29 protein-coding genes are annotated in these 26,295 nt (G+C 32.5%); all 29 read right to left on the reverse strand.

What is annotated here, in order from left to right; genetic code table 11:
* Positions 1-33: 33 nt before the first annotated feature.
* Positions 34-303, reverse strand: a complete 270-nt coding sequence (gene fliQ / locus bsdtb5_RS14190; protein ID WP_271712633.1) for a flagellar biosynthesis protein FliQ — start codon at positions 301-303, stop codon at positions 34-36.
* Positions 304-320: 17 nt separating this feature from the next.
* On the reverse strand, positions 321-1,130 hold the full coding sequence (gene fliP / locus bsdtb5_RS14195) for a flagellar type III secretion system pore protein FliP (protein WP_271712634.1): 810 nt from the start codon (positions 1,128-1,130) through the stop codon (positions 321-323).
* A 15-nt stretch (positions 1,131-1,145) separates the two neighbouring features.
* Positions 1,146-1,523: a flagellar biosynthetic protein FliO gene (locus tag bsdtb5_RS14200; RefSeq protein ID WP_271712635.1), complete on the reverse strand. Its 378-nt coding sequence runs from the start codon at positions 1,521-1,523 to the stop codon at positions 1,146-1,148.
* Position 1,524: 1 nt separating this feature from the next.
* On the reverse strand, positions 1,525-1,887 hold the full coding sequence (locus bsdtb5_RS14205) for a response regulator (RefSeq protein WP_271712636.1): 363 nt from the start codon (positions 1,885-1,887) through the stop codon (positions 1,525-1,527).
* Between the two features lie 70 nt (positions 1,888-1,957).
* On the reverse strand, positions 1,958-3,217 hold the full coding sequence (fliY, locus tag bsdtb5_RS14210; protein WP_271712637.1) for a flagellar motor switch phosphatase FliY: 1,260 nt from the start codon (positions 3,215-3,217) through the stop codon (positions 1,958-1,960).
* Positions 3,218-3,224: 7 nt separating this feature from the next.
* Positions 3,225-4,202 carry a flagellar motor switch protein FliM gene (gene fliM, locus bsdtb5_RS14215; RefSeq protein WP_271712638.1) on the reverse strand — a complete coding sequence of 326 codons (978 nt, stop codon included), beginning with the start codon at positions 4,200-4,202 and terminating at the stop codon, positions 3,225-3,227.
* Positions 4,203-4,433: 231 nt separating this feature from the next.
* Positions 4,434-4,949: a flagellar basal body-associated FliL family protein gene (locus tag bsdtb5_RS14220; protein ID WP_271712639.1), complete on the reverse strand. Its 516-nt coding sequence runs from the start codon at positions 4,947-4,949 to the stop codon at positions 4,434-4,436.
* 130 nt (positions 4,950-5,079) lie between these two features.
* The gene (locus bsdtb5_RS14225) at positions 5,080-5,274 is read right to left on the reverse strand and encodes a flagellar FlbD family protein (protein WP_271712640.1); all 195 of its coding nucleotides are present in this window, start codon (positions 5,272-5,274) and stop codon (positions 5,080-5,082) included.
* Between the two features lie 212 nt (positions 5,275-5,486).
* Positions 5,487-6,830, reverse strand: a complete 1,344-nt coding sequence (locus bsdtb5_RS14230) for a flagellar hook protein FlgE (protein WP_271712641.1) — start codon at positions 6,828-6,830, stop codon at positions 5,487-5,489.
* Between the two features lie 90 nt (positions 6,831-6,920).
* A complete protein-coding gene (locus bsdtb5_RS14235; RefSeq protein WP_271712642.1) occupies positions 6,921-7,316 on the reverse strand; it encodes a TIGR02530 family flagellar biosynthesis protein in 396 nt (131 codons plus the stop codon).
* 52 nt (positions 7,317-7,368) lie between these two features.
* On the reverse strand, positions 7,369-8,025 hold the full coding sequence (locus bsdtb5_RS14240; RefSeq protein WP_271712643.1) for a flagellar hook capping FlgD N-terminal domain-containing protein: 657 nt from the start codon (positions 8,023-8,025) through the stop codon (positions 7,369-7,371).
* A gap of 16 nt (positions 8,026-8,041) precedes the next feature.
* Positions 8,042-9,544, reverse strand: a complete 1,503-nt coding sequence (locus tag bsdtb5_RS14245; protein WP_271712644.1) for a flagellar hook-length control protein FliK — start codon at positions 9,542-9,544, stop codon at positions 8,042-8,044.
* Between the two features lie 31 nt (positions 9,545-9,575).
* A complete protein-coding gene (locus bsdtb5_RS14250; RefSeq protein ID WP_271712645.1) occupies positions 9,576-10,358 on the reverse strand; it encodes a MotE family protein in 783 nt (260 codons plus the stop codon).
* Complete coding sequence (gene fliJ, locus bsdtb5_RS14255) at positions 10,358-10,819, reverse strand: flagellar export protein FliJ (RefSeq protein WP_271712646.1); 462 nt, start codon at positions 10,817-10,819, stop codon at positions 10,358-10,360. The genes bsdtb5_RS14250 and fliJ overlap by 1 nt, the downstream gene beginning before the upstream one ends.
* An 80-nt stretch (positions 10,820-10,899) precedes the next feature.
* A complete protein-coding gene (gene fliI, locus bsdtb5_RS14260) occupies positions 10,900-12,213 on the reverse strand; it encodes a flagellar protein export ATPase FliI (RefSeq protein ID WP_271712647.1) in 1,314 nt (437 codons plus the stop codon).
* Positions 12,214-12,238: 25 nt separating this feature from the next.
* Positions 12,239-13,021, reverse strand: a complete 783-nt coding sequence (locus bsdtb5_RS14265) for a FliH/SctL family protein (protein ID WP_271712648.1) — start codon at positions 13,019-13,021, stop codon at positions 12,239-12,241.
* Entirely contained in the window at positions 13,014-14,024 is a 1,011-nt protein-coding gene (gene fliG, locus bsdtb5_RS14270) for a flagellar motor switch protein FliG (RefSeq protein WP_271712649.1), read from the reverse strand. The genes bsdtb5_RS14265 and fliG overlap by 8 nt, the downstream gene beginning before the upstream one ends.
* A 6-nt stretch (positions 14,025-14,030) precedes the next feature.
* Positions 14,031-15,632, reverse strand: a complete 1,602-nt coding sequence (locus bsdtb5_RS14275; protein ID WP_271712650.1) for a flagellar M-ring protein FliF C-terminal domain-containing protein — start codon at positions 15,630-15,632, stop codon at positions 14,031-14,033.
* Positions 15,633-15,913: 281 nt separating this feature from the next.
* The gene (gene fliE / locus bsdtb5_RS14280) at positions 15,914-16,228 is read right to left on the reverse strand and encodes a flagellar hook-basal body complex protein FliE (RefSeq protein ID WP_271712651.1); all 315 of its coding nucleotides are present in this window, start codon (positions 16,226-16,228) and stop codon (positions 15,914-15,916) included.
* Between the two features lie 11 nt (positions 16,229-16,239).
* Positions 16,240-16,680, reverse strand: coding sequence for a flagellar basal body rod protein FlgC (gene flgC / locus bsdtb5_RS14285; protein ID WP_271712652.1), 441 nt, complete (start codon positions 16,678-16,680; stop codon positions 16,240-16,242).
* 67 nt (positions 16,681-16,747) lie between these two features.
* On the reverse strand, positions 16,748-17,137 hold the full coding sequence (gene flgB / locus bsdtb5_RS14290; protein WP_271712653.1) for a flagellar basal body rod protein FlgB: 390 nt from the start codon (positions 17,135-17,137) through the stop codon (positions 16,748-16,750).
* Positions 17,138-17,352: 215 nt separating this feature from the next.
* Entirely contained in the window at positions 17,353-18,123 is a 771-nt protein-coding gene (gene codY / locus bsdtb5_RS14295; RefSeq protein WP_271712654.1) for a GTP-sensing pleiotropic transcriptional regulator CodY, read from the reverse strand.
* 209 nt (positions 18,124-18,332) lie between these two features.
* Complete coding sequence (topA, locus tag bsdtb5_RS14300) at positions 18,333-20,411, reverse strand: type I DNA topoisomerase (RefSeq protein WP_271712655.1); 2,079 nt, start codon at positions 20,409-20,411, stop codon at positions 18,333-18,335.
* 169 nt (positions 20,412-20,580) lie between these two features.
* Positions 20,581-21,681, reverse strand: a complete 1,101-nt coding sequence (gene dprA / locus bsdtb5_RS14305) for a DNA-processing protein DprA (protein ID WP_271712656.1) — start codon at positions 21,679-21,681, stop codon at positions 20,581-20,583.
* A 73-nt stretch (positions 21,682-21,754) separates the two neighbouring features.
* Positions 21,755-23,374, reverse strand: a complete 1,620-nt coding sequence (locus bsdtb5_RS14310) for a YifB family Mg chelatase-like AAA ATPase (protein ID WP_330611664.1) — start codon at positions 23,372-23,374, stop codon at positions 21,755-21,757.
* Between the two features lie 175 nt (positions 23,375-23,549).
* A complete protein-coding gene (nrdR, locus tag bsdtb5_RS14315) occupies positions 23,550-24,002 on the reverse strand; it encodes a transcriptional regulator NrdR (RefSeq protein ID WP_271712657.1) in 453 nt (150 codons plus the stop codon).
* 118 nt (positions 24,003-24,120) lie between these two features.
* The gene (locus bsdtb5_RS14320; RefSeq protein WP_271712658.1) at positions 24,121-24,384 is read right to left on the reverse strand and encodes a PRC-barrel domain-containing protein; all 264 of its coding nucleotides are present in this window, start codon (positions 24,382-24,384) and stop codon (positions 24,121-24,123) included.
* Positions 24,385-24,633: 249 nt separating this feature from the next.
* Complete coding sequence (gene sigG / locus bsdtb5_RS14325) at positions 24,634-25,416, reverse strand: RNA polymerase sporulation sigma factor SigG (protein WP_271712659.1); 783 nt, start codon at positions 25,414-25,416, stop codon at positions 24,634-24,636.
* A gap of 133 nt (positions 25,417-25,549) precedes the next feature.
* Positions 25,550-26,290: an RNA polymerase sporulation sigma factor SigE gene (gene sigE, locus bsdtb5_RS14330; protein WP_271712660.1), complete on the reverse strand. Its 741-nt coding sequence runs from the start codon at positions 26,288-26,290 to the stop codon at positions 25,550-25,552.
* Positions 26,291-26,295: the final 5 nt, after the last annotated feature.

Raw genomic sequence — 26,295 nt, forward strand, 5'->3', positions numbered from 1 at the left:
GCTCATCTTTCGATATTTTATTAATAAAATATCTTATTTGATATACATATTAAAATTACTAAATAATTCGACCGCAAAGTCAGTCATAACTTTTAGCATCCAAGAGCCTGTAATTATAATTACTAAAAAAACAGCTAATAATTTAGGAACAAATGTGAGTGTTTGTTCCTGAATTGATGTAACTGTTTGAAATATACTAATAATAAGCCCTACAACCAAAGAGGTTATAAGCATTGGCGCTGATGCTTCTACTATTGTCCATAATGCTTGCCTTGCAATATCAATTACCATATCTGCTGACATTTATCTCACCTCTTTAGCTAATAAAAAGTTTTAACTAGTGCTCCAATAATCAGATTCCATCCATCTGCCATTACAAATAACAATATTTTAAAAGGCATAGAAATAGTTGTTGGTGGTAACATCATCATACCCATTGACATCAAAGTAGATGCTACTACCATATCGATTACTATAAACGGAATGTATATTATAAAACCTATAATAAATGCAGTTCTTAACTCACTAATAATAAATGAAGGTATCAAAACAGTTGTAGGAATATCTTTTTGATCGTCTACTTTATCTATTTTTGCTATATTAAGAAACAGTTTTAAGTCTTTCTTTTTGGTTTGTTCAAACATAAACTTACGAATCGGTTCTATTCCCTTATCAAATGCTTGTTCTTGCGTTATTTCTCCCTTAGATAAAGGTTTTATTGCCACATTATTTACCTTAGTAAATACGGGCGACATGATAAAAAAAGTTAAAAATAATGCTAAACCAACTATAATTTGATTTGGAGGTGTTGTCTGTGTACCAAGTGCAGATCTTACAAAATGCAATACAATAACAATTCTCGTAAAAGAAGTTACCATAATTAATATTGATGGTGCTAATGCTATTACTGTTAATACAAGCAACATCTGTAATGTACTTGAAACATTTTGACTATCATTATTCGTCTTTAAGTTTACATCTAATGTATAAGGAACCGTACTTGTTCCAACCTCATCCGTATTTGTTGCATATACTTTGCTCGAAAAAAGAAAGGTTAATATACAAACCAAAAATAAAACACTAAATATTCTTGATATAACTTTAAACTTTTTTCTTAAAAATGGTTTCATCAATACCAACCTTTACTAATTATTTTTATTCCCCTTTTCTTTATTAACGATACCACGCAATATATCCTTAAAATTACCTGGAACATTCATATGATCTTCTGCTAATAGCACTTCTTCTTCTGATAGTTCGGTAATTAATTCTACATGGTCTTTACTAACTCCAATAACAACATACTTATTCGTTATCTTAACTATTTGAAGATATTTTGTTTGACTGATTTTAAATGTTTCAATCACGGTAATATTTCGATGTTTGTTCTGGCCTAATTGGTAAGCACCTACCCACCTTGCGGTGAAGTAGGTTGCAACCAATATGATAATAAAGATAACAAAGAGTCCTAAAAGTTGAAATACATTCTCAATTGTTGAAACTCTTGAAATTGTAAGATACATATTAACCTACCGCTTTTTTAACAGCTTCTAATACTCTATCCGCTTGGAAAGGTTTCACGATGAAGTCTTTTGCTCCTGATTGAATTGATTCAATTACCATTGCTTGTTGTCCCATTGCAGAACACATAATAATTGTTGCATTTGGATCAGTTGATTTAATCTTTTTAAGTGCTTCAATACCATCCATTTCTGGCATTGTAATATCCATCATTACTAAATCAGGCTTAGTTTCATTATACTTTTCAACCGCCTTTAAACCATTTTCTGCTTCACCAGCAATGTTATATCCATTCTTAGTAAGAATATCCTTAATCATCATTCTCATAAAAGCTGCATCATCACAAATTAAAATATTTTTTGCCATATCCTTCTCTCCTATCGTTGTTCTTAATCATATAAACTTTTTTACTTGTATCACATATAATAACTATATTTTATTTTATAATTTCAGTAACTCTAATACCAAAACTTTCTTCAATAACTACTACTTCACCTTTTGCAACATATTTACCATTTACTAAAACATCAATTGGCTCACCAGCAATTTTATTTAATTCAATAATTGTTCCTGGAGTAAAGTCAAGGATCTCTTTAATTGACTTATTCGTTCTTCCAAGTTCAACGGTAACTTCTAGAGGTACATCCATAATTAAATCGATGTTTTCTTGTTGTACCATTGGAGATGCACCACCAGAAAAAGCTTGAAATTGTGCTGGTTGAACATTTACATCAGGCATTGCCATACCATAAGGCATTCCCATCTGTTGTCCCATATATGGAACTTGTCCCTGCATCATATTTGGATAAGCCCCTCCCTGCATTTGTTGATTCATCATGCCCATGTTTGGTTGCATTTGTTGATTCATTTGCATCTGTGGTTGTTGCATCACTGGTTGTTGCATCTGTGGCTGCATTTGTGGTTGTGGTTGCATTGTATTCATCATAGATTCATTTGCAGCATTTTGATTTGCTGGAGCTGCCTGTCCAGAGTTTGAGTTAACAGGTTGCTCGTTTGCGCTTCCAACGAACTCTCGATATATATCCTTAGCAAAATCAAATGGATATAGCTGCATTATTTCACTATCTACTAAATCTCCAATTTCCATTTTAAATGATACTTGTACGAAAGAACCCTTAAGAAAATCAGATAAAGATTCTGCATCCACTGTATCATTCAAATCAATTACTTGTGCTGTCGGCGGACTAATATCAACCTTTTTATTAATCATTGATGAAATTGATGTAGAAGCTGACCCCATCATTTGGTTCATTGCTTCACTAATTGCACTTAAATGCAACTCAGATAACTCATCTGCGGTATTTGTACCATCCCCACCCATCATTAAATCAGTAATAATTTTAACATCTGACTCTTTTATTATTAAAACATTATTTCCATCTAATCCTTCTCGGTAGGAAATCTGTATAAAAACACATGGTCGATTAAAACTTGCCGCCAACTCCTCCCAATTTCCATAGGAAACTACTGGAGTAGTTATCGTTACTTTTTGGTTAACTAAAGTAGATAAAGTGGTAGCTGCTGTACCCATGCTGATATTGGAAATCTCTCCAACTGCATCTTTTTCACTATCAGAAAGTGAATACTCTTCACTTACAGGTTCTGAAGTTTGTTCATCACCACCTATACCATTTAATAGTGCATTGATTTCTTCTTGTGATAACATACCATCCATATTAATTTTACTCCTCCCTTATTATTGACGTGATCCTCACTGCATAAGAATCTGATGATGCACCAGGAAGCGCTGTGAATTTATTTATGTTACCAACATAAATATCTAATTCTTCATCTACCTTCGTATTGAGTTTAATAATATCACCTTTTTGTATATTCATAAAATCATTCACCGATATAGTACTCTTTCCTAATACTGCACGGATAGGTATTTTTGCTTTAGAAATTGCTGCCTCGATAGCCTCTTGGTATGTAGCATCATCTTTCACCTGCATTGTAGAGTACCAGTACTTCGTATTCAATTTATCGATAATTGGTTCTAAACAAGTGTATGGTAAACACACATTCATTAATCCTTCAACATTACCAATTTTAATATTCATCGTTATAATCGAAGTCATCTCACCTGGTGAAATAATCTGAGCAAATTGCGAATTTGTCTCTATTCTTTCAAGTCTTGGTTCAAGATTCACAACATTTTGCCAAGGTTCTCTTAATAAGTTGACACATACGTTATAGATTCTTTCAATGATTATCAATTCAATTTCAGAGAATTCTCTAGATTTTTCTAGTGGCATACCATTTCCACCAAGCATTCTATCTACCATTGCATATCCAAGGTTAGCAGCCAATTCAACTACTATATTCCCTTCAAGAGGTGCAAAATTCACAATCCCCAATAATACCGGGTTGGACAATGCATTGGAAAACTCTGAATACGCAACTGCTTCTGAATTCATCACTTCAATTTGAACATTTTTTCGTAAATAAGCAGGTAAATTTGTTGACAGCAACCTTCCATAATGTTCAAATATAATTTCTAGTGTTCTTAAATGCTCTTTCGAGAATTTTGAAGGGCGTGAGAAATCATAATTCTTCACATGTTTCTCTCCACTATCTTTCATCTCATCCGCATCTAATTCACCACTACTTAACGCAGCCAATAAATTATCTATCTCATTTTGCGATAAGACATCGCCCATTTCCTCTCACCTCCCAAGCGATAAAATAGATGTTCATCTTACATTCCATTCTTATCACTAGTATTATAAAAATAAGTTCTTGCATTATTTTTATTTTTGTAATTACCTTAATTATTTATACTTGTTATTGCCTTCAATCAAGTAGTATTTATAAAGATCCTTTTTACTAAGTATCCTCATTCAATAACATAATATCATACTTTTTTCATAAAATCATCAAAATGTTACTTTTTATTCATAAATAATACTTCCAAATGCGACATCAATAATAAAGTCCGATTTAAATAAATCTTGTATTTGTTTTAATACTTCAGCTTTAATTTCATCCTTATGTAATTGTGCTTCTGTTTTGGTATATTTAGAAAATACATTTGCAACAATTTCAGTGATTTTAGTTATATTCTTTTCTACCTCTGGTTGTAAAGTTGCATAGTCGTCATTTTTCTTATTCATTGATAAAGATAATTGTAAAGATACATATTTTTGCTGTTTATCCACTGGATCTATTTTTAAATTAATAACCTGTTTTTCTTCAACTGTGTAGTTTTCAATATCAGTAACTTTTACATTCTCATTAGGATTTTCTTTCGGAGAATCTAACTCTAAATCAATAATTGTAGCTACATCTGATATCACCTTATTGGTCTTAGCCGTAGAAGGTACAACTACAAAAACGATTAATGCTGTTAATACTAGATTCATAATACATAAAGCTAATATTACAACAGTTAATATATTCTTTTTCATTTGCTTCACTCCCATTAATATTTATAATTTATTTCATGAAGATATCATACTTATATTAATTATTTCTAAATCTGCTCACGTAGTTTGTGAAATAGAATATCACAGATATCTTCCAATTTTCCAACATATTTTAACTTATATCTTTTATATTTATTGTCCTCTTATACTCAATAATCAGCTTTGTTATCTCTTCTCTACTTTCCTTCACAATAATTTTCTTGCCAGTTAACAATGATATTACTGTATCTGGAACATCTTCCACCATTTCAATTTGTTCTGCATTGATGGTTACTTTTACATCATTTAACTTTGTAACTTCAATCATATTCTCCCCCCCTTTATTAACTTCTTAGTGGGTAATGTAATAAATAATTATTTCATTACCTCTTACCCACTAAGTTTTTACTTTTGTAGCTATAATTATGTAGAATAGTTTAACTATTCTATACTTCTTATAATAAGAATTCTTACTATGTAATTCATTTGAATTACATTTAAAATATCATTTGAATTTGCTACAAATAATTATGAATCAAATTAACGTTTTAAATTAACAAGTTCCTCAAGCATTGTATCAGATGTTGTTATAATTTTTGAGTTTGCTTGGAAACCTCTTTGAGTAGTAATCATTTCTGTAAATTCTTTTGATAAATCAACATTTGACATTTCAAGTGCGCCAGAGGTAAAACTTCCTCCACCTTGTTTTACTTCTTGACCTATTCCATCGAAATCACCTGAGTTAGCAGTCGTAGTAAATAGATTTCCACCTACTGCTTCTAGACCAGCTGGATTAGAGAATGTTGCAACAGCGATTTGTCCAAGAATCTTTGTTGTATCATTATCATATTTTGCAGATACAACACCAGAATCATTGATACTGATTCCTGACATCTTACCTAACTTTCTACCTGCACCTGAACCATCAGTTGCTCCCCTGAAACCTTGAGGATTACTCTTACCTGTTGAGGCATATTGAGTCATTGTTGAGAAGTCGATTGTCAATCCTGATGTTGGAAAAGTATTTGGCGTAGTTCCACTAGTTGTTAATTTTAGATTAATTGTTTTATCAGTAGCACTTGTAACCGCTTTTAATTTACCAGTAACAGCATCAAAAGTTAACTTTCCTACTGTAGCTGCAGCTGGTGTAGATGTAAATGTCAATGCAGCTTTTGTATCAGCATTCGTAATCGAATCTAACTTCATTGCATATACGGTATCAGTTGCTGTAGATGATGAATCTTTTGATAATTTAAAAACTGCAGTATATTTGGTACCAAGTGTATCATAGAAATCAACATTATAAGCTACATTTCCAGCCGTAATATCTGCATCTGCAGGATCAATATTTCCAGTTACATATGCTTTTGTAGTTGCTTCTGGGCTAGCAGTACGATTTGCTTCTGACATAACATCAAGATTGGTTACACCAGATTTTACAATATTACCATTCGCATCTGCTTTCCAACCCATTACTCGTTCTCCACCTTCTGTAGCTAGATTACCAGCGTTATCTGTTGTAAAGGCACCTGCTTTCGTAAAGAAATTCTGACCATTTCTGCTAACTACGAAGAAAGAATCTCCATTTATCATCAAGTCTGTCGCATTATCTGTTCTTTGTGCTCCACCTGCTGTTGTAATACTTTGCTTAACAGCAGCTACTGATGCACCAAGACCGATTTGTTGTGGGTTGGTACCTGCAGTACCAGTTGAAGAATTAGCGCCAGAAGCACTTTTTGTTGTTTGATATAGAATATCAGTAAATTGTACTGAACTTGCTTTAAATCCAATTGTATTAACATTTGCGATATTGTTACCAATAACGTCCATTTTTGTCTGATGTACTCTTAAACCTGAAACACCAGAATAAAGTGATCTCATCATAATATATAACCTCCCAATTTAAAGCCCATAATCACTTTGCCTTATCTTTCATTCAAAGACAAATTGCCCCCGTAAGGTCCAGCAATAGTGTTAAATGATTACGGCTCCATCAATATTAGTAAATATTTTATCTTTATCATCATTTACAGCAGTTATCACCGTATTGCTTTTTACATTCACAATAAATGCCATGCCATCTAGCATTACTAATGATTCCTTGATTCCCTTCGACTGTGCTAATTTCGCCCCATCCTTGAGCCTTTGCAATTGAGCATCTGTCAAATCAATATTTCTGCTTGCCAATCTTTCATTCGCATGTTTTGAAAATATTAAATTATTTTCTGAGATCTTAGCAGTCTCATGTAACATCTCTTCAAATGATATACCATGACTCGCATCTTGATTAACATGATTGCCCACATTCTTTGGTAAAAGCTGACTAGCGATTGGATAGGTTGAAGTAAAAGTATTGGCTTTTATATTCATACCAATCAGCCTCCCTATATAGCGTTTTAATTTTAAATAACTTAAAACCTTTTTATGGATTTGTTGTAGTTGTTGTTTCTGTTGTAGTTCCCGTTGTAGTTCCTGATGTTGTTCCTGTCGTAGTTGTTCCTTTTGTTGGGTTCAAATACTTTTCTAAATATGTAGCATATTCATCACCAACTACAGAATCCAAATCATCAACAGAATATAGGTTATCTTTAATTGATAGATATGGTTTACCATTTACCATGGATACAAAATCAACTTTACCAGTTACATACCCAAGTGTACCCGTTGAACTAGTAGTTTTAACCGCAACCTCTTTACCTACTAAAGAAAATGCTTGTCCATTAGTAGCAGTAGAACTTAAATTTTGCATTTGTTCAAGTTGTGAGAACGTTGCTAATTGAGCTACATATTGTGTATCAGATTGTGGATTCAATGGATCTTGATATCTCATCTGAGTAACTAGTAGTTGTAAAAATGCATCTTTTCCAAGCGTATTCTTACCATTGGTTGTACCAAGTGCTTTTGATAAAGATGACTGTGAAGATACACTACCAGATTGGTTTGTGTTACTTGAGTTGTTTGTTGTCGAACTATTTGTTGTTGTACTTGTACCAGTTGTTGTACTTGTACCAGTTGTTGTTCCAGTTGTTGTAGTAGTTGCACCAATACTACTTCCAAGACTGTTAATTAAATCACTCATACTTTCCTCCTATCTTTTAAGCAATATAGTTAATACTGCCGCCATCATTTAGTAGATTATCTTCTCCTGTCTCTTCAGCAGAAGTGTCATCTCCATCCATATAATCATCAATATTAATCTTTTTCTTACTTGAACTCTTAGAATCCCCATTACCAGTAGCAGATTCATTATTTTGATTAAAACCAAAATTGGATACTGCAACCTCGACAGCTTCTACTTTAAGTCCTTGATTTTCAAGATTTTCTTTTAAAATATTTATTTGACTTTCAATTGCCTCTTTTGTTGCTTGATTTTCTACTAAAAATTGAGCCGTCATAATACCATTTTTCTGACTAACCATAAGATTTACTTTACCAAGATTCTCTGGATTTAATATCATTTCCATACTTGTTGTATCTGGCTTGATATTAATCTTAATTTGTTCTACAATTTGGTTTACTATTTCTCTCATTTGTGTAACTTTTGATACTTGTTCAGAAAATGAATTTACCTGATTCACATTGCCAGACAAATTATTAACTAGAATATCTAATGGGTTTTCATTTGTACTTGCAGTATTATTTTTTGCATCTTGTTGACCTGATTGGCTAGGTTGTCCCATTGAAGAAGATTCTTTGTTTTCAGCTGTTACAGCTGTATCTGATGTATGGTTGGAGTTAGACTCTGTATCCTTTACAACTTCAATTTTTACTTGTTTCTCTTCTGGACCAATCACAACTTCTTGTTGATCATTTTGCTTACCATCAGTTGTTTTCTTTTCAACTTTTGTATCTAAAGATTGTACATCATTACTTGTTTGATTCTTCATCTCTTCAACTAATTTGTTGATTTGATCTTCTGTAATACCATAGTCAGCTTCTAAATCAATATTTTCTATCCCACTAACTAATTGGTTCCATTGCTCTCCAATATTCTGGTTAGTTAATATTGAGGTTACATCAGTTTCATTATTAGCAGCTAAGGTTAGTGCTTTTAGATTATCTAATTTTAGCAGATCAAATGCTCCTAAACCTAACTGAGACATAAGATTTTCTAACTGTTCATCGGATAGATTCAAGGCATCTTTAACGATGTCTTTTATGTCATTCTCTAATTTAGACATTTTTGATTCCAATGGATTCTTAATCTTATCGTCCACTTTTTGTGAACTATCATTAGAAGTCCTAGTTTCTGCGGTTGATACATCTTGATCTTCTTTGCTGTCATTTACAGTTTTTGTATCATAAGAATCCTTATCTGAGATACTTTTTCTTTCATCATCATCGTGAGATACCTTATCCTTATAAGTATCTTTATAAGAATCCTTTTGGCTATTATTTGTTACTTTAGCCTTATCATTTGAAGTAACGTTCTTATCATATGTAACATCTTTACTTCTACTACCTAGGTTCTTCGTCATTAATGTACCAAAGTCTGCTGTTTTACTAGTAGATGCTTTAGTACTAGAGTCTTTTGCTGTAGATTGATTTGAGAATAAATTACCTAGAACTTGATTACTCTGAACTGTGTTATTTACCATCTTCTCTTTTTCCTCCTTTCTTATATAATATTTATTCTGTAGCAGGTGCCATTTTCTTAGTAATCTTGGCAGCTACTGTAGAATCCATTTCTGCAAGGATTGCTCCTCTTTCTGCTGGTCTCATAGCCATTAGTATTTCTGATACTAGATCAAGGTCAGCAGTCATTGTTTCTAAGATTGGTGCAGCACTAGCTGGATCCATCTTACTATAAGTTTGTGCGTACTTCTTTACTTCATCAGATATCTGCATTTGTTCAATAACTTGTCGATAAATTTCTTCTGCATTTGCTTTATCAATGCCTTCATAAAATGTTTTGTATTCTGAGATATCTGGAGCTTTATCATTAAATACTACTTTTTCGTCAAACTCTTTTACTCTTTTTTCGAATTCAACTTGATTATCTTCAAATACTTTTAATCTAGCTACTTCTGCTTCTAAATCAGCTATTTTTGAAGTTGATGTTTTCTTTAACTTCTTTAATGAACTATTTTCTTCCTCTAATTCGTTAATTCTCTTCATAGCATCTGCTAGATTAGAATATGGATAATCCTTTTCCTCTGCTAATTGTGCATCTGAGGCAGTTGGAAGTATATTATTAATAACAGGAACATCCTTTAGCACAGGTCTAAGTACATTGCTACCAAATCCACCAACATCTAATTTAATAAAAATTAGGATTGCACCAAGCATTATGATAATGATGACTAATGCTATCAGAGCAGTAATAATCTTACTACCGATCCCCTCTTTTTCTTGTTCCATCCCTAATTCTTCTAAATTATCTAATTCTTCACCCTTTTTCTTCTTCGCCATTATACATCATCCTCACTACCTACAGGTGTATTGTATTTAAAACTAACTAATTCATCAATTTCTTTTCTTTCTTCATAATTAATTTCGATTTTAAATTCCTCAAACGCTTTCTCCCTAAGCTTTTCTTGAGTCTTTCTTTCCATCATTACTTCACTTAGTTTTTTTCTAGCATTTTCTAGATTTTGTTCCGCTTTCTTAACCTCGATTAATTGCATCTTAATAGAGAATTTAATAGTGTCAATTGCATTTTCACATTCTCTAATTTTAAGAATATCAATTCTTGTTAAGATAAGATTTCGAAATTTTTCTTCGTACATTAACTGTCTATCCTGTAGTATTTTCAGCTTATTTTCTTCTTCATGTAATCGAAAGCTAGCTTCTGTATATACTGATTTTGCTTGTTCTTCTAATTTATATTTAATATCTAAAATACTTTGCATTCGATATATAAATTTTGCCATCTAATTACCATTACTCCCATCCGTCTTATTAACAACTTACATATCAAAGTGAAAAATGATGTTAAACTTCAACTCATTCATTACACTTCTTCAAAAATACTTGCTAGTTGTTCAACGACCTCATCAAAGGAATACTTATCATCAACATTTTGCAATAGAAAATGGTTTACATCATCTATCTTCTCAATTGCATTATCAATATTTTTATTCGAACCTTTTTTATATGCTCCAATATTAATTAAATCTTCTGCTTCATTATATGTAGCCATAATATTTTTCAGTTGATTTGCCACACTTTTATGTTCTTTAGTAGCAATTGAACTCATAACACGTGAAATACTTTGCAGAATATCAATTGCTGGGTAATGGTTTTTATGAGCAAGCTTTCTAGATAACATAATATGACCATCTAGAATACCTCTTGCGGTATCTGTGATTGGTTCGTTAAAATCATCACCATCAACAAGTACGGTATACAACCCTGTAATTGATCCCACTTCTGAGTTACCTGCTCTTTCAAGTAACATAGGCATCTCAGAATATACACTAGGTGGATATCCCCTAGTAACAGGTGGTTCACCAGTAGCAAGTCCTATCTCTCTTTGTGCCATCGAAAAACGCGTCAATGAATCCATCATTAATAACACATCTTTTCCTTGATCTCTGAAATATTCTGCGATAGCTGTCGCTGTCTTTGCAGCTTTATTACGAATCAAAGCTGGTTTATCCGAAGTTGCAACAACTACAACCGAACGCTTCATACCCTCTTCGCCAAGGTCTCTTTCAATAAATTCACGAACCTCTCTACCACGTTCTCCAATTAAGGCAATAACATTTATATCGGCCTTGGTATTTCTTGCAAACATACCAAGTAAAGTACTCTTACCAACACCACTACCTGCAAAGATACCAATTCTTTGGCCTTTTCCTACTGTGATAAGTCCATCTACTGCTTTTACACCAAGTGTTAAAACTTCATCAATCAATTTTCTTTTCAGTGGATCAGGTGGGGATGCTTCTACCGAATAATAGGAACTTGACTTTAAGATTGAACCATCTATTGGATTTCCAAGACCATCTAATGTTTTACCTAATAGATGGTCTCCTACTGGTACTTTAAGCGACTCATTTGTACTCTCAACTGTACTTCCAATACCAATTCCTTCAACGTTATCATAAGGCATTAGTAGAATACGATTGTCCTTAAATCCTACAACTTCTGCCATAATAGACTTTGTCTTGTCTTGAGAGACAATAATGCATAGATCTTTTAAGTTGGCATTTGGTCCAATAGATTCAATGGTTAACCCAACTACCTTTACTACTTTTCCTAATCTTTTTTCATAAGATTTATTTAATAAATCATGATATTTGTCTAAATCTATTGAATTCAAATCCCCTTATTCCTCCATTCAACGATTAGATATTTGCTAGTAATTTTAAATTAGTTAACAAACTTTTTAATTGAACATCCAAGCTACAATCGATAATACTATTTTCAGTTTCTATCATACATTGATTCTGTTCTAAACTCTGATCTTCGAACACTTCAATTCTTGCTCCTTCTCTAAGTTCACCTAGAAAATCATTTCGATGAGTATAAACCATATTAAAATCATCTTTTGATACTTTAATCAAAAAGTTCATATTATTATTCATATTATTTAACGTATTCTTCACAAGATGTAAAATAACTTCTTTCTGATCTTCAATTATTACACCTGTAATTTTCTCGATTAAAGAAATCATGATTCCAGCAAACTTTGGTTCAAGTTCAGCAACTTGATCTTTGAATTCTTCCTGATTTCTTATTTTCTCATTTTCCAACTCTGTCTGTAAATTATTTATTTTTTCAAGACCAGATTCATAACCTTCCTTATAACCTTCTTCTCTTGCATTAGAAAGGATAGCCTCACGTTCTTTATAAGCTTCCATTTTTGCACTTTCAACAATTTCATTGGACTTTCTAATAGCATCTTCAAGTAATGTATTGGCTCTTTCCTTCATCAATTCAGCTTCTTCCATTACTAGTTTTTCAATCCTATCCTGCGAAATTCCTTCTATCTCATTTTCAGGTTCATCAAGAAATTGTTGACTATGAAATGAGATAGGCTGATATGCATCTGGTTTGATGTTCGAATCAATAATTCGTTTCTCACCTTTGTCAAAAAATATATAATGCGATTTAATAAGATTAGACAACGATCTCGTCACCTCCACCCCTAGAAATTATAATTTCAGCGGAGTCTTCAAGCTTTCTAATAATATTAACGATCTTCTGTTGTGATTCTTCAACATCTTTTAATCTTACAGGACCCATGAAATCCATATCTTCACGAATCATAGTAGCAAGACGTTTGGATAAGTTGTTAAAGATAACAGTCTGTACTTGTTCATTCGATCCCTTAAGTGCAACTGCAAGCTCATTATTATCAACTTCTCTAAGGACTCTTTGGATAGATTTATCATCAAGAGAAAGAATATCCTCGAATACAAACATCTTTCTTCTGATCTCGTCTGCAAGTTCTGGTTCTTCGATTTCGAGTGTTTCCATAATGTGTTTCTCTGTACCACGATCTACTGTATTTAAGATCTCTACGATCGAATCTACACCACCGACAATTGTGTAATCTTGATTTACCAAAGATGCTAACTTTCTTTCTAACACTTTTTCTACCTCTTTAATTACATCTGGTGATGTTCTATCCATCTGCGCAATACGTTTTGCAACATCTGCTTGTTTATCTGGTGATAAAGAAGAGATAATTGCTGATGCTTGAGAAGATGATAAATATGATAAAATTAATGCAATCGTTTGTGGATGTTCATCTTGAATAAAGTTTAGTAATTGACTTGCATCTGTCTTACGAACAAACTCGAATGGTCTAACCTGTAGTGATGCAGTAAGTTTACCAATAACATCTCTCGCTCTTTCTGATCCAAGTGCCTTCTCAAGAAGTTCTTTCGCATAACCAATACCACCTTCTGCGATATATTGTTGTGCCAAACAAATTTCGTAAAATTCATCCATAACTGCATCTTTGGTTGCAGGTGATACACTTCTCGTATTTGCGATCTCTAATGTCAATTGTTCAATCTCATCTTCTTTTAGATGTTTAAAAATAGATGCTGATTTTTCTGGTCCCAAAGCAATTAATAAGACCGCAGCTTTTTGTACTCCACTAATATCTGAATTCTTAGACATTATCTATCACCCCCAGTCATCACTAAGCCAGTTACGAAGTAATTGTGCAACCGCCTCAGGATTCTCTTCAACAAATTTTTCAATTAACTTACGAGTCTCTGATTTTTCATCAAATTCAATATTTTCAAGTGATTGATTTTCTTTTGTTGTAGCAAGTAACTGCTCTACCGATAATTCTGGTTCTAATTCGGTTACTTCAACAGGAGCTGTTCCCTTGAATACAACAAAGATTAATAATGCGATAATCAATACTACTAATACTATTTGTAAGTATAAAGGCCAATTTAACCCTGTATCCGTGCTAGGTTGGAATACTGGTTTTTGCCAAGCAATAATGGTAATCTTATCTGCTGAGATTCCAGTTGCACTAGATACGATAGTATACATATCTGGATCCACCGTCTGTTTCACTTGCGCACTATTTGCAAGAGCATATTCTTCAAATGTCGTATTTTTTAATTTACCTTGTTTCTTAAGATCATCTTCACGGTATGTCTTATATGATGTTAAAACAATACTAATAGAAGATTCATCTTTTTTTATTGCGCCAACTTCATACTCTGTGTTGGTTACTTTTTCATTTGGTTTGTAATAATCTTTTTCTACTTTCACACTACTAGATGAATTTGAGCCATCCTGCGTTTCATAAGTAGTTCCATCGTTTGAATCTGTTCCTGGTACACCTGCAGATGAACCATTTGCGCCATCTGAAGTATAGGTATACTTATTGTCTAATACGCCTTGCTCCTGATCTGTAGCAGGGCTATACTCTGTAAACATTTCTGAAACTTTATTCATATCAAAGCTTAAGTTAGGAACAACTTGGGCGTCATCATAATCTACTGATTTAATTAACAAAGAAACAACTTTATTAGAAATATCGTTCGTTAATTTATTTTTATAATCTAAAACAGAATTTACACTTGTACCATTTGTCAGATCGGAATCACCAGTAAATAAAAGTGTTCCATATTGATCAGCGATACGAATGCTATCCGTCGATTTATTTCCTAATTTCATTGCAACCAAATTCGCAATTGTCTCAGGTGTCTCTTTCGAGAAATCCTTTGATACTGTTAATAAAACACTAGCTGATATGTCTTTCTTTTCTTCTAAAATTGTATCGTCCGTATTATCATCGCTAATATTTACAACTGCATCTTTAATACCATTGATTGCTATTAACATAGTTCTTATCTGATCTTGTTGATATAACAACCATCTCTTAGATTTTTCACTCTCAGTTGTTGAAAAGCTACTATTAAATGCATCTTCTAGACTCATTGATGTAGATGGAATATCATTTTTTCCTAATAATAATAATGCATCTGAATATTTTTCTTTATTTACACTAATCGTCTTACTTCCATTCGACAATTTATAACTAATTCCATCTGCCTTTAATACCTCAGTAACTTGGCTTGCATCCTTCGTAGTATCAGTTGTAACAAGTTCAACCATCTGTGGTTTTGATATGAAATAAGAAAGGATTACAATCGACATTATGACAACAGCAGTAACGCTAATAATTATTGTTTTTTGCTTATTTGTGAAGCTGTTCCACTTGTCCAATAACTGGGTAGGTATTTTTTTTAATCGCTCTACCATTTTTACACTCCTTAAACTGTTTCGTATTTTATAGATGCAGAGTATTTCATTTTGTATTCCTTACCCTAGTAAAAATCGAACAATTTTACTAGTGAAACACTCTAGCTGAAATATTCCGCTCCTAAGATTCATGTGCTTATCATCTAAAATATAATTTGTAGTTTTTATTATTTTACAATAATTGTAAAATGTAATTATTATTGTAAACGTATTTTACTGACCTAATCCAAAAGCACTATACCTATAGCACTAAAGCACTATTCATTAGGCAAAAAAATATCCTAAAACTGCAAATTCATAATCTCTTTATATGCTTCGAGCACTTTATTTCTTACCGCAACAGTATACTGAAGAGAAAGATTAGCTTTTTGTTGAGCCACTTGCAAATCATGTGTATTATCATTATATCCTAATGCATAGTTCATCTCTGCCTCTTCTGCAGCATTCGATAAACTATTTGTATCTTTAATCATTGATACTGCTGATTGAAAAACACTATCAAAAGATTCATTGTTATTTTTACTTCCCACTTTATCAAGAATGGAGTCCTTATAAGAACTTGTCTCCATTAAATTCTTAATTGATGAAATATCCATAATTAGCCCCCTTATTTAGTTCCTACTTCTAACCCCTTTAAAGCCATATTCTTTGTAGCATTAAAAGCTGTAACATTTGCTTCATAAGATCGGCTTGCATCTATTAGGTTTGTCATTTCTGTAACTGTATTTACGTTTGGATAGCTTACATATCCATCTTCATCCGCATCAGGATGTGAAGGATCATAAACCTTGTTCATTGGTGTTTTGTTATCTTCAACTATTGCTGTCACCTTAACACCATTTCCTGTTGTACCAGCAGTCGTTCTTAATACATCTCTAAATGCAGAAACATTCTTCTCAGCAAAAACAACAGTTTTACGCTTATATGGTTCACCATTTTCATCCCTTGTTGTATTAACATTTGCAATATTTTGTGATATAATATCTGTCCTTAATCTCTGTGCTGTCATTCCACTTGCACTTATATTCATTGCACTAAATATCGACATCTTATTTCCCCCTTATTCAAATCTCACTATATCATTTTCTTTCTATTAAAAATGTAGCATTTCTATTCTAATTCGCTGTTAGCACTGTTTTAATTCTACTAAACTCTTGATTCATAGAATCTAAAACCGTATAGTATTTAATCTGATTTTGTGCTAGATAAGAATTTTCAGTATCAATATCTACATTATTTCCATCTTCCCTATAACTCAAATTTGAGTTGTCTGTATATGTAGTCGCTGTTAACGCTGACATGTCAGCATTGGCCACTGACTTATCCAAAGAATCTCCTCCCGCAAGTTCCTCCATTAGATACGACTCGAATTGTACATCTTGCCTCTTGTAGTTTGGTGTGTCTACATTTGCAATATTATTCGAAATCACTTCATTTCTCTTCCAGCTAGCATCAGCTGCTTTATTTAAAACATTTAGATAATTAAATGCACCTGTTCCTATCATATTTACACTTCCCTTCCTCTCATAATTATAAATTCATTTGCAAAAAAAAACAAGAATTTTGTAGTTTTTTTTGTATATTTAGAATTAAGCAACAATTTTCTTTCTATACTGATAAATAATCTGTTTTTTCGCACAAAAAGATATAAAAAAGGATTTATGAGTATTTCTAACTCATAAATCCTTCATCGATTTATTAGTAGAAATCTCCTATTAGTTTAACTCTTCATTTTCTTAAGTTCATCGAACACCACATCATTTATTACTTTTATGTAGGTTCCCTTCATACCAGAAGATCTAGACTCTATGACGCCAGCACTTTCGAATTTTCTAAGTGCATTTACAATTACCGATCTTGTAATTCCTACTCTGTCAGCAATCTTACTTGCAACTAAAATTCCTTCGTTGCCATCAAGTTCTTCAAATATGTGAGTTATTGCTTCTAACTCTGAAAATGAAAGGGTACTAATTGCAGATTTCACTATTTGTACTTTTCTGCTTTCTTCTGCATTCTCTTCATTTACTGAACGCATCATTTCCAATCCAACTACAGTCGTTCCATATTCGCTTAATATGATATCATCTATATCATATTGAGCGTTACTTTTATATAGGAATAAAGTCCCAAGCCTTTCGCCTGCTATGTCTATTGGAATAATTATTGCTTCAAATTTACTTACATCATCAAATTCAAAGCCTAATGTAGTCAAATTCACATTTTCTTTTGTTGATAAGATATTAAGCAGTCGTTCATTTAACATACTATCGATGTAGCCACCAACATTGTCTTTAATCAATTCCCTAATCTCATCGATATCAGTTCTATTCTTAATTCCTAATACCTTGCCCTTTTTACTAATAACAAGAATATTCGACTCTAAGATTTCGCTTAGCACTTCGCATATATCATTGAACACCACTTTATGTGAATTATTATTATGCAGAAGTTTATTAATTTTTCTAGTCTTATCTAGTAATTGTACACTCATCACAATCCCCCTAGCAATTTTATCAGAAATTTTCAGAATAGATTAAGACAATTGACTAGTTGTAAATAAATATGATTCGCTCAATTGTGTTATCTAGAGCAAGTTTATCATAAATATTTTATAAAAACAATAGTTATTTAGTAATTTAGTCTTACTTTTGACATAATATCTTATTTTTCAGATTGAATTTTCTGATTTTTTGTAACTTTTTATTCATTTTGTATGTTTTTTACATTTTTTACATATCCGCAAGCGTTATCAATGCATACTAGATTCTTACCCTTCTCTAAAAGTATCTTACCACACTTCGGACATTTTTCAACTGAAGGTTTTTGCCATGACATAAATTCACATTCAGGATAATTCTCACATCCGTAATATTTACGACCTTTTTTCGTTTTACGGATAACGATATCCCCCTTGCACTCTGGACATTCTACACCGATTTTCTCTAAATATGGTTTTGTATTACGACATTCTGGAAATCCCGGACATGCTAAGAACTTTCCATGCGGACCATACTTTACAACCATATTTCTACCGCATTCTTCACATATTACATCAGTAACCTCATCTTCTATTGTCACTTGTTCAAGTTCTTTCTCTGCTTGATTTACCGCATCTTCCAAGTCTGGATAGAAATTACTTACAATCGTTTTCCAGTTAACAGCACCATCTTCTACTCTATCAAGCAATGACTCTAAATTAACGGTAAAATTTACATCTACTATGCTAGGAAATGATTGTCGCATAATATGATTTACTACCTCACCAAGCTCTGTAACATATAAATTTTTATTTTCTTTTGCAACATATCTTCTTGCAATAATAGTTGTAATAGTCGGTGCATAAGTACTTGGTCGACCAATTCCCAGTTCTTCAAGTGCCTTTACTAAGGAAGCTTCTGTGTAATGCGCTGGTGGTTGGGTAAAATGCTGCTTTTCTTCAAACCCTTGTACTGTAAGTTTAGTCTCTTTTGTTATCAAGTTCAAATCCTTATTCACTTCTTGGTCTTCTTCCCCGTCATTATAAACAGTCATAAAACCTTCAAATAACAAATTAGAAGTAGATGTAGTAAAACGATACCCATTTCCTTCTATTTTTATGGATACTGTTTCGAATTTGGCAGATGCCATTCTACTTGCAACAAAACGTTTCCATATTAATTGATATAGACGGAATTGATCTCGGCTCAAGGATTCTTTTACCCTAGTAGGGGTCTGTTCTACATAAGTAGGTCTTATTGCCTCATGTGCGTCTTGAATCTTTTTCGAAGATGCCTTTGTATTGTCTCCTTGCACCAGGAAGTCTGCACCATAATTTTCACCAATAAATACTTTTGCACTTGCATCCGCTTCTTCTGAGATACGAGTTGAATCAGTACGTAGGTAAGTAATCAAACCAATGGTACCGCTCCCTTTCACATCAACACCTTCATAAAGTTGTTGTGCTATTCTCATCGTTTTCTGTGTTGAAAAGTTAAGTTGTTTAGCAGCTTCTTGTTGTAATGTGCTAGTAGTAAAAGGAAGCGGAGCTTTTTTTACTCTTTCGCTTTTCTTCACATCAACAACTTCGAATTCAGCCCCTTCAATTTCATTCAAAATATGTTCTAACTCTTCTTTTGAATGAATAGTAATTTTTCCATGTGTATCACCATGGAATTTTGCATTTAATGGTTTTTTACAACCTTTTGCTTTAAATTCACCATCCAACGACCAGTATTCTTCTGGAATGAATGCATTAATCTCATCTTCTCTATCACAGATAATTCGAAGTGCTACAGATTGCACTCTACCAGCACTTAATCCACGTTTAACTTTCGCCCATAACAATGGGCTAATTCTATATCCAACCATACGATCTAGCATTCTTCTTGCTTGTTGTGAATTTACTAGATTCATATCAATATCTCTTGCTTCTTTAATAGAAGATTTGACTGCATTTTTTGTGATTTCATTAAAAGTGATACGATTTGTTTTATCTTCTTCTAACTTAAGCGCCTTTGATAAATGCCAGGATATTGCTTCTCCTTCACGATCGGGGTCAGTTGCGAGATACACTTTATCCGCTTTTTTTACTTCTTTTCGAAGTTTCGCTAATAAATCTCCCTTCCCCCTTATTGTTATATACTTTGGTTCAAAACCATGCTCTATATCAATCCCCAATTGACTCTTAGGTAAATCTCTAACATGTCCATTCGATGCTAACACCTCATAATTTGCACCCAAAAATTTCTTAATTGTTTTTGCCTTTGCAGGTGATTCTACTATCACAAGATACTTTGGCATCTAACCACTCCCTTATTATTAAACATACAATCTATACGTTTTATTTAACTTACAAAACACTATTCTTTTATCATTTTTGTATAATCATTACGACTGTTCAGTCAATATAGACTTAAGAACTAACTTGTTAACAAGCCTATGACATTAACTTGACCAAAACGCATGTATACTATGGTACTAAAGTTAAACTATAATAATTCCTAGTCACTTCTTTAACATAGCTTTTTAATTCTAAGGATAATAACGTATCCACTACTATATTAATATCTAACTTTGTTTCATCAATTATTTCATTCAAGTGTTTTGGCTCTAAGCTTAAATTAGCATACACTATTTTTTCATACGTTTCAAGCAAATTATCAAAATTTTTACCTTGTATTTCTATTTTTTTCTTACTATATATATAATCATCAATAATTTCTATAGGGTTTGTAACTAATTTTGCACCCATTTTAATCAAATTATTACATCCAGTACTTAGAGGATCTGTTATTTTACCTGGAATAGCATATACATTTTTTCCTTGCTCTAATCCCATATCTACTGTAATTAAGGAACCGCTTTTCTCTTTTGCCTCCACCACTAATATTCCATCTGACATACCGCTTATAATTCTGTTTCTCATCGGAAACAAGCCAGGCTTAGGACTTATACCAGGTCCATATTCCGAAATAACTCCTCCTTTTTCTATCATTTCCATGTATAATGATATATTCTCTGCTGGATAACACCAATCTATTCCACAGCCCAATATACCATATGTAATCCCCCCTGATTTTAATGCTCCCATATGCGAGAAACTATCAATTCCCCTAGCAAGTCCGCTTATTATTCCTATTCCACACTTGGCCATCTCAGATGCAAAATATTTTGCTAACTCTTTACCATATTCCGAACAGTTTCTAGCACCTACTATTGAAATCGTTACTTCATCCTCTTTTGGAAGTTTTCCTCTCACATAAAGTGCATTTGGGGAATCGTATATATGTTTTAATCGGCTAGGGTACTCTTTCTCTTCTTTTATTATAAAATGTATTCCTTTTCTATGTAACTTCTCATAGTTTCTTTTTACAAGTTCTATATCTCTTCTATATAATATAGCCTTAACATCCTTTTCATTCAACTTTCCTATCTTTTTTAAACTATTTTCACTTGCATCAAAAACCTCTTTCGCGCAATTGTAATTATCTAATAAAGCAGCTACCTTTTTAATTCCTATACCATTTATACTATATAACCAATATTGATATTCTTTCTCTGTACACTCCATTTTTACCTCCCAATATACGATTGACCTAAACGATTAGAACAGTTACTTAACGTATAACATACATCCTAGCATCCTATTCTCCCCAATATTTTTTATCAATACTTCGATAACTGATAGCTTCACTTAAATGTATTCGCTTTATCCGTTCCGAGTCATCTAGGTCTGCAATTGTTCTTGCTACTTTTAATATTTTATGATATGCCCTCGCTGTTAAATTTAATTTATCAAATACATCTTCTAATAGTTTCTTCTCGCTACGTTCAAGTCCACAATAAGTATTCATTAATTGCGGTGTTAATAATGAGTTAAAGTTAAACTTTTCATTTTTATATCTCTCAAGTTGAATTTCTCTTACTCTTTTCACTTCTTTTCTAAGTTCCAAAGATGATACACTATTTTCCTTTTTCTCTAAATCTTTATAATTAACTGAATAAGTTTCACTACAGATATCTACTCTGTCCATCAAAGGCATACTCACCTTACCAAGATATCTTTTTACTTCATTTATAGAACAATTACATCTCTTTCTATCTGGATAATAACCACAATTACATGGATTCATAGCTGCAACAAGCATAAATGCAGTTGGATAGCTATATGTAGCATTTAACCTGGCAATTGTAATGGATTTATCCTCAAGTGGTTGTCTTAGTATTTCCAAGGTGTTCTTATTAAATTCTGGAAGTTCATCTAAGAACAAAACTCCTCTAGATGCCAAACTAATCTCTCCAGGTCTTGGCACTTTACCTCCGCCAGCAAGCGCCGAAGTAGTAATGGTATGATGTGGCGCCCGAAATGGCCTTTCTAACACCAATGCATGGTTATTATCCAAAAGTCCAGCAACGCTATACACTTTTGAGATCTCCATGCTTTCATCGAAAGATAGCTCTGGCATTATGCTAGGTATTCGTTTAGACAGCATTGTTTTCCCTGATCCTGGTGGTCCAATCATCAAAATGTTATGCATTCCCGATACTGCGACCAAAATTGCTCGTTTCGTAGACTCTTGTCCCGTTACATCTGAAAAGTCATTTGCAGACTGCATCATTTGATTCTGAAACAAAGAATCGATGTCAACATATTCTGGCTCTATATACTTATCGTTATTTAAATATTGAACCACTTGTTCTAGAGTATTAACTCCAATAACATCAATATCCGATACTACAGCACCTTCCTTGACATTTGCTATTGGAACAATACATCTATAAAACCCTTGTTCCTTTGCTGAATGTACAATTGGAAGTACTCCATTTACCGGATTTATCTGTCCATTAAGACTTAACTCTCCTATTATTAAAGTATGTTCTAAATTACTTTGGGTAATATATCCGAAGGCGGATAGAATTGTGACTGCGATTGGAAGATCGAAGGCAGTTCCTTCTTTCTTTAAATCTGCAGGAGATAAATTAATTGTAATTCTCTTGGGCGATAGACGAAACCCTGAATTCTTTATAGATATGCGTACTCTTTCTTTCGCTTCTCTTACTTCTGACGATAGAAATCCAACCATTTCAAATGTTGGAAGACCATCACTAACATCAGCTTCAACATTGACAATTACTCCGTCAATTCCATGAATTGCTGCGCTATATGCTTTACTAAACATGTAACTCCTTTCATCGCTCTCCTCAATGAAAGGTATTTGCCCTAGTAAAAGAAATATTTTCTTTACTTTTACACAGTATAACAAATATTAACAAATAACTCAAGGGGCATTTCACCCCTTCTCATTTCTAATATTTTTACTTGTTCTGAGGCTTGTTAAAAATATGATGCTTGAGGGAAAGGTAGCCTAAATTCATAATTATACAGCGATATACACTTAGTAAACTAAAATAAGGCTTTTGACCCTCGAATCATACTATTTAATTATCTAGAATCTTTTTTAACTCGTCCATAAATGTATTAACATCTTTAAATTCACGATATATGGATGCAAACCTTACATAAGCTACTGGATCTAATTCTTTTAGCTTATCCATTACAATTTCTCCAATTTTACTGCTAGGCACTTCTTTTTCGTCTAAATTAAACACAGTATTCTCTATATCATCAACTAAAGCATTCATCTGATTCACAGATATCGGTCTCTTATGGCAAGAACGGAATACCCCTGCTTCAATTTTAGAACGTTCATATGGTTCTCTATTCATATCTTTCTTAATTACGATTAGTGGGATTGCTTCAACTTTTTCATATGTAGTAAACCTTCTCTTGCATTCATCACATAATCTTCTTCTACGAATAGAACTATTATCATCAGCTGGTCTCGAATCGATTACTCTTGTATTTTCTTCACCACAAAACGGACATTTCACTGTTATACTTCCTCCTGCATCTACTCTTTGTATTTCGTATAATAACATTACTTAATTTAAGTTGATTATAGAAAAGAATCTGTAGTACGTCAAGAAAAATCTTTAAGCTAATAGTTACTTAACAAGGCTTTTCGTTCTGATACACTTTATCTTCATCCACATCAACGATTATGATATCATCTCCTATTTGAGTAATACAATTATATGGTATTACATATTCATGGTCATGCCCAACTATTCCCCATATTCTGCAAGGTCCAGGTACAATAATAGCAAGAACTTTACCACACTTTATCTCGATTTCGACGTCTGCGACATACCCCAATCTTTTACATGTCTTACAATTAATTACTTCTTTTTGTCTTAATTCACATATACGCATATATCTCTCCATATATAACCTTTGCTATATTATATGAAATTACTAATATCAAGTGAACTAAATATTGAAATTTACTTGGTGAAAACATCCTATTATTAAATAATTGGTTAAAGTGTCAAGAGCCTTAATCTTGTTTACTAGTTGATTTACTCACTTTCTTTCCTAATCTCACTTTAAGTTATAGATATAAGCGATAATTAAAATAACGTAGAACCCTTATTTCTTAGGGTATCTACGTTACCATATTCATTAAGATTGTTTCAAATAATTTTTCATATTTTTCAATGCACTTTTTTCTAATCTACTGACCTGCGCTTGTGAAATATTTATCTCATCAGCAACCTCCATTTGTGTTTTTCCTTGAAAGAATCTTAATTTTATTATATTATTTTCACGATCAGATAACTTGTTCATTGCTTCCTTTAATGATATCTCTTCAATCCAGTTATCTTCTTTATTTTTCTTATCACTAATTTGATCCATTATATATAAAGTATCGCCACCATCCGAATATACAGGCTCATATAATGATACAGGACTTTGAATTGCATCTAAGGCAAATACTATATTCTCCTTTGGAATTCCAATTTCGTCAGCAATCTCTGATACTGTTGGTTCCTTATCATTCTTACGTGTTAAAGCCTCTTTTGCATAAATTGCTTTATAAGCTGTATCTCGTAGTGATCTACTAACACGAATACTATTATTATCTCTTAAATATCTTCGAATCTCACCAATAATCATTGGCACTGCATAAGTGGAAAATTTCACATTTTGTGTTACATCAAAATTGTCAATCGCTTTCATAAGACCGATACAACCTATTTGAAATAAATCATCAACATTTTCATTACAATTTGAAAATCTTTGTATAATACTAAGAACTAATCTTAAGTTACCTTTAATGTACAGTTCCCTTGCTTCTTTGTCCCCTTTTAGAATTTTTTCAAAAAGTTCTTCCTTCTCCTTATTTTTTAATAAGGGTAATTTTGCTGTATTTACGCCACATATTTCAACCTTATAAAGAGCCATATAGAAACCTCCAATGCTAAATTAACAACTAAACATATAATTCATTCAATTGATAATACTATACATAAATGATTTACTATAAAGCTCCTCTTTATACTTAAATTGAAAATGTAAAAATTTCCTCTTTTCAGTTTTATTCTAATCTAACGATTTCTTTTTTTAACCTCTTAATAATTTTTTTCTCAAGTCTGGAAATATAAGATTGCGAAATACCTAGTAGATCTGCAACTTCTTTTTGTGTTCTTTCATTTCCATCATCCGTATTTAATCCAAATCGTAATTGCACAATGATTCTTTCTCTCTCAGACAATTTAGATAGTGCCTTATTCAGAAGTTTTCTATCCACTTCATCCTCAATATTCTTATAAATAACATCTTCATCCGTTCCAAGAATATCGGATAACAATAATTCATTTCCATCCCAGTCTACATTAAGTGGTTCGTCGATGGATACTTCTAATTTTGTTTTATTATTTCTTCTTAAATACATCAAAATCTCATTTTCTATGCAACGAGATGCATAAGTTGCTAGCTTAATATTTTTATCAGGATTAAACGTATTAATTGCCTTTATCAATCCAATTGTACCGATTGAGATTAAATCTTCAACTCCAACTCCGGTATTATCGAATTTCTTAGCTATGTAAACCACAAGTCTTAGATTATGTTCCACTAATATGGATTTCATTTCACCATCGTATTCTGTACCTATTTTACTAATTACTTCCGCTTCCTCCAATGGGTCTAATGGTGCTGGCAATACATCTGCACCTCCTATGTAGTGAATATCTCCTCTCTGTGAGAAGAATATATTTCTAAAGTCTGGTATCACCCTAAATTGAAACTTATTTGGGATAGAAATTTTTAGTAACATGTCTT

It is taken from the genome of Anaeromicropila herbilytica, assembly GCF_016591975.1.
In the GTDB taxonomy this organism is placed as follows: domain Bacteria; phylum Bacillota; class Clostridia; order Lachnospirales; family Lachnospiraceae; genus Anaeromicropila; species Anaeromicropila herbilytica.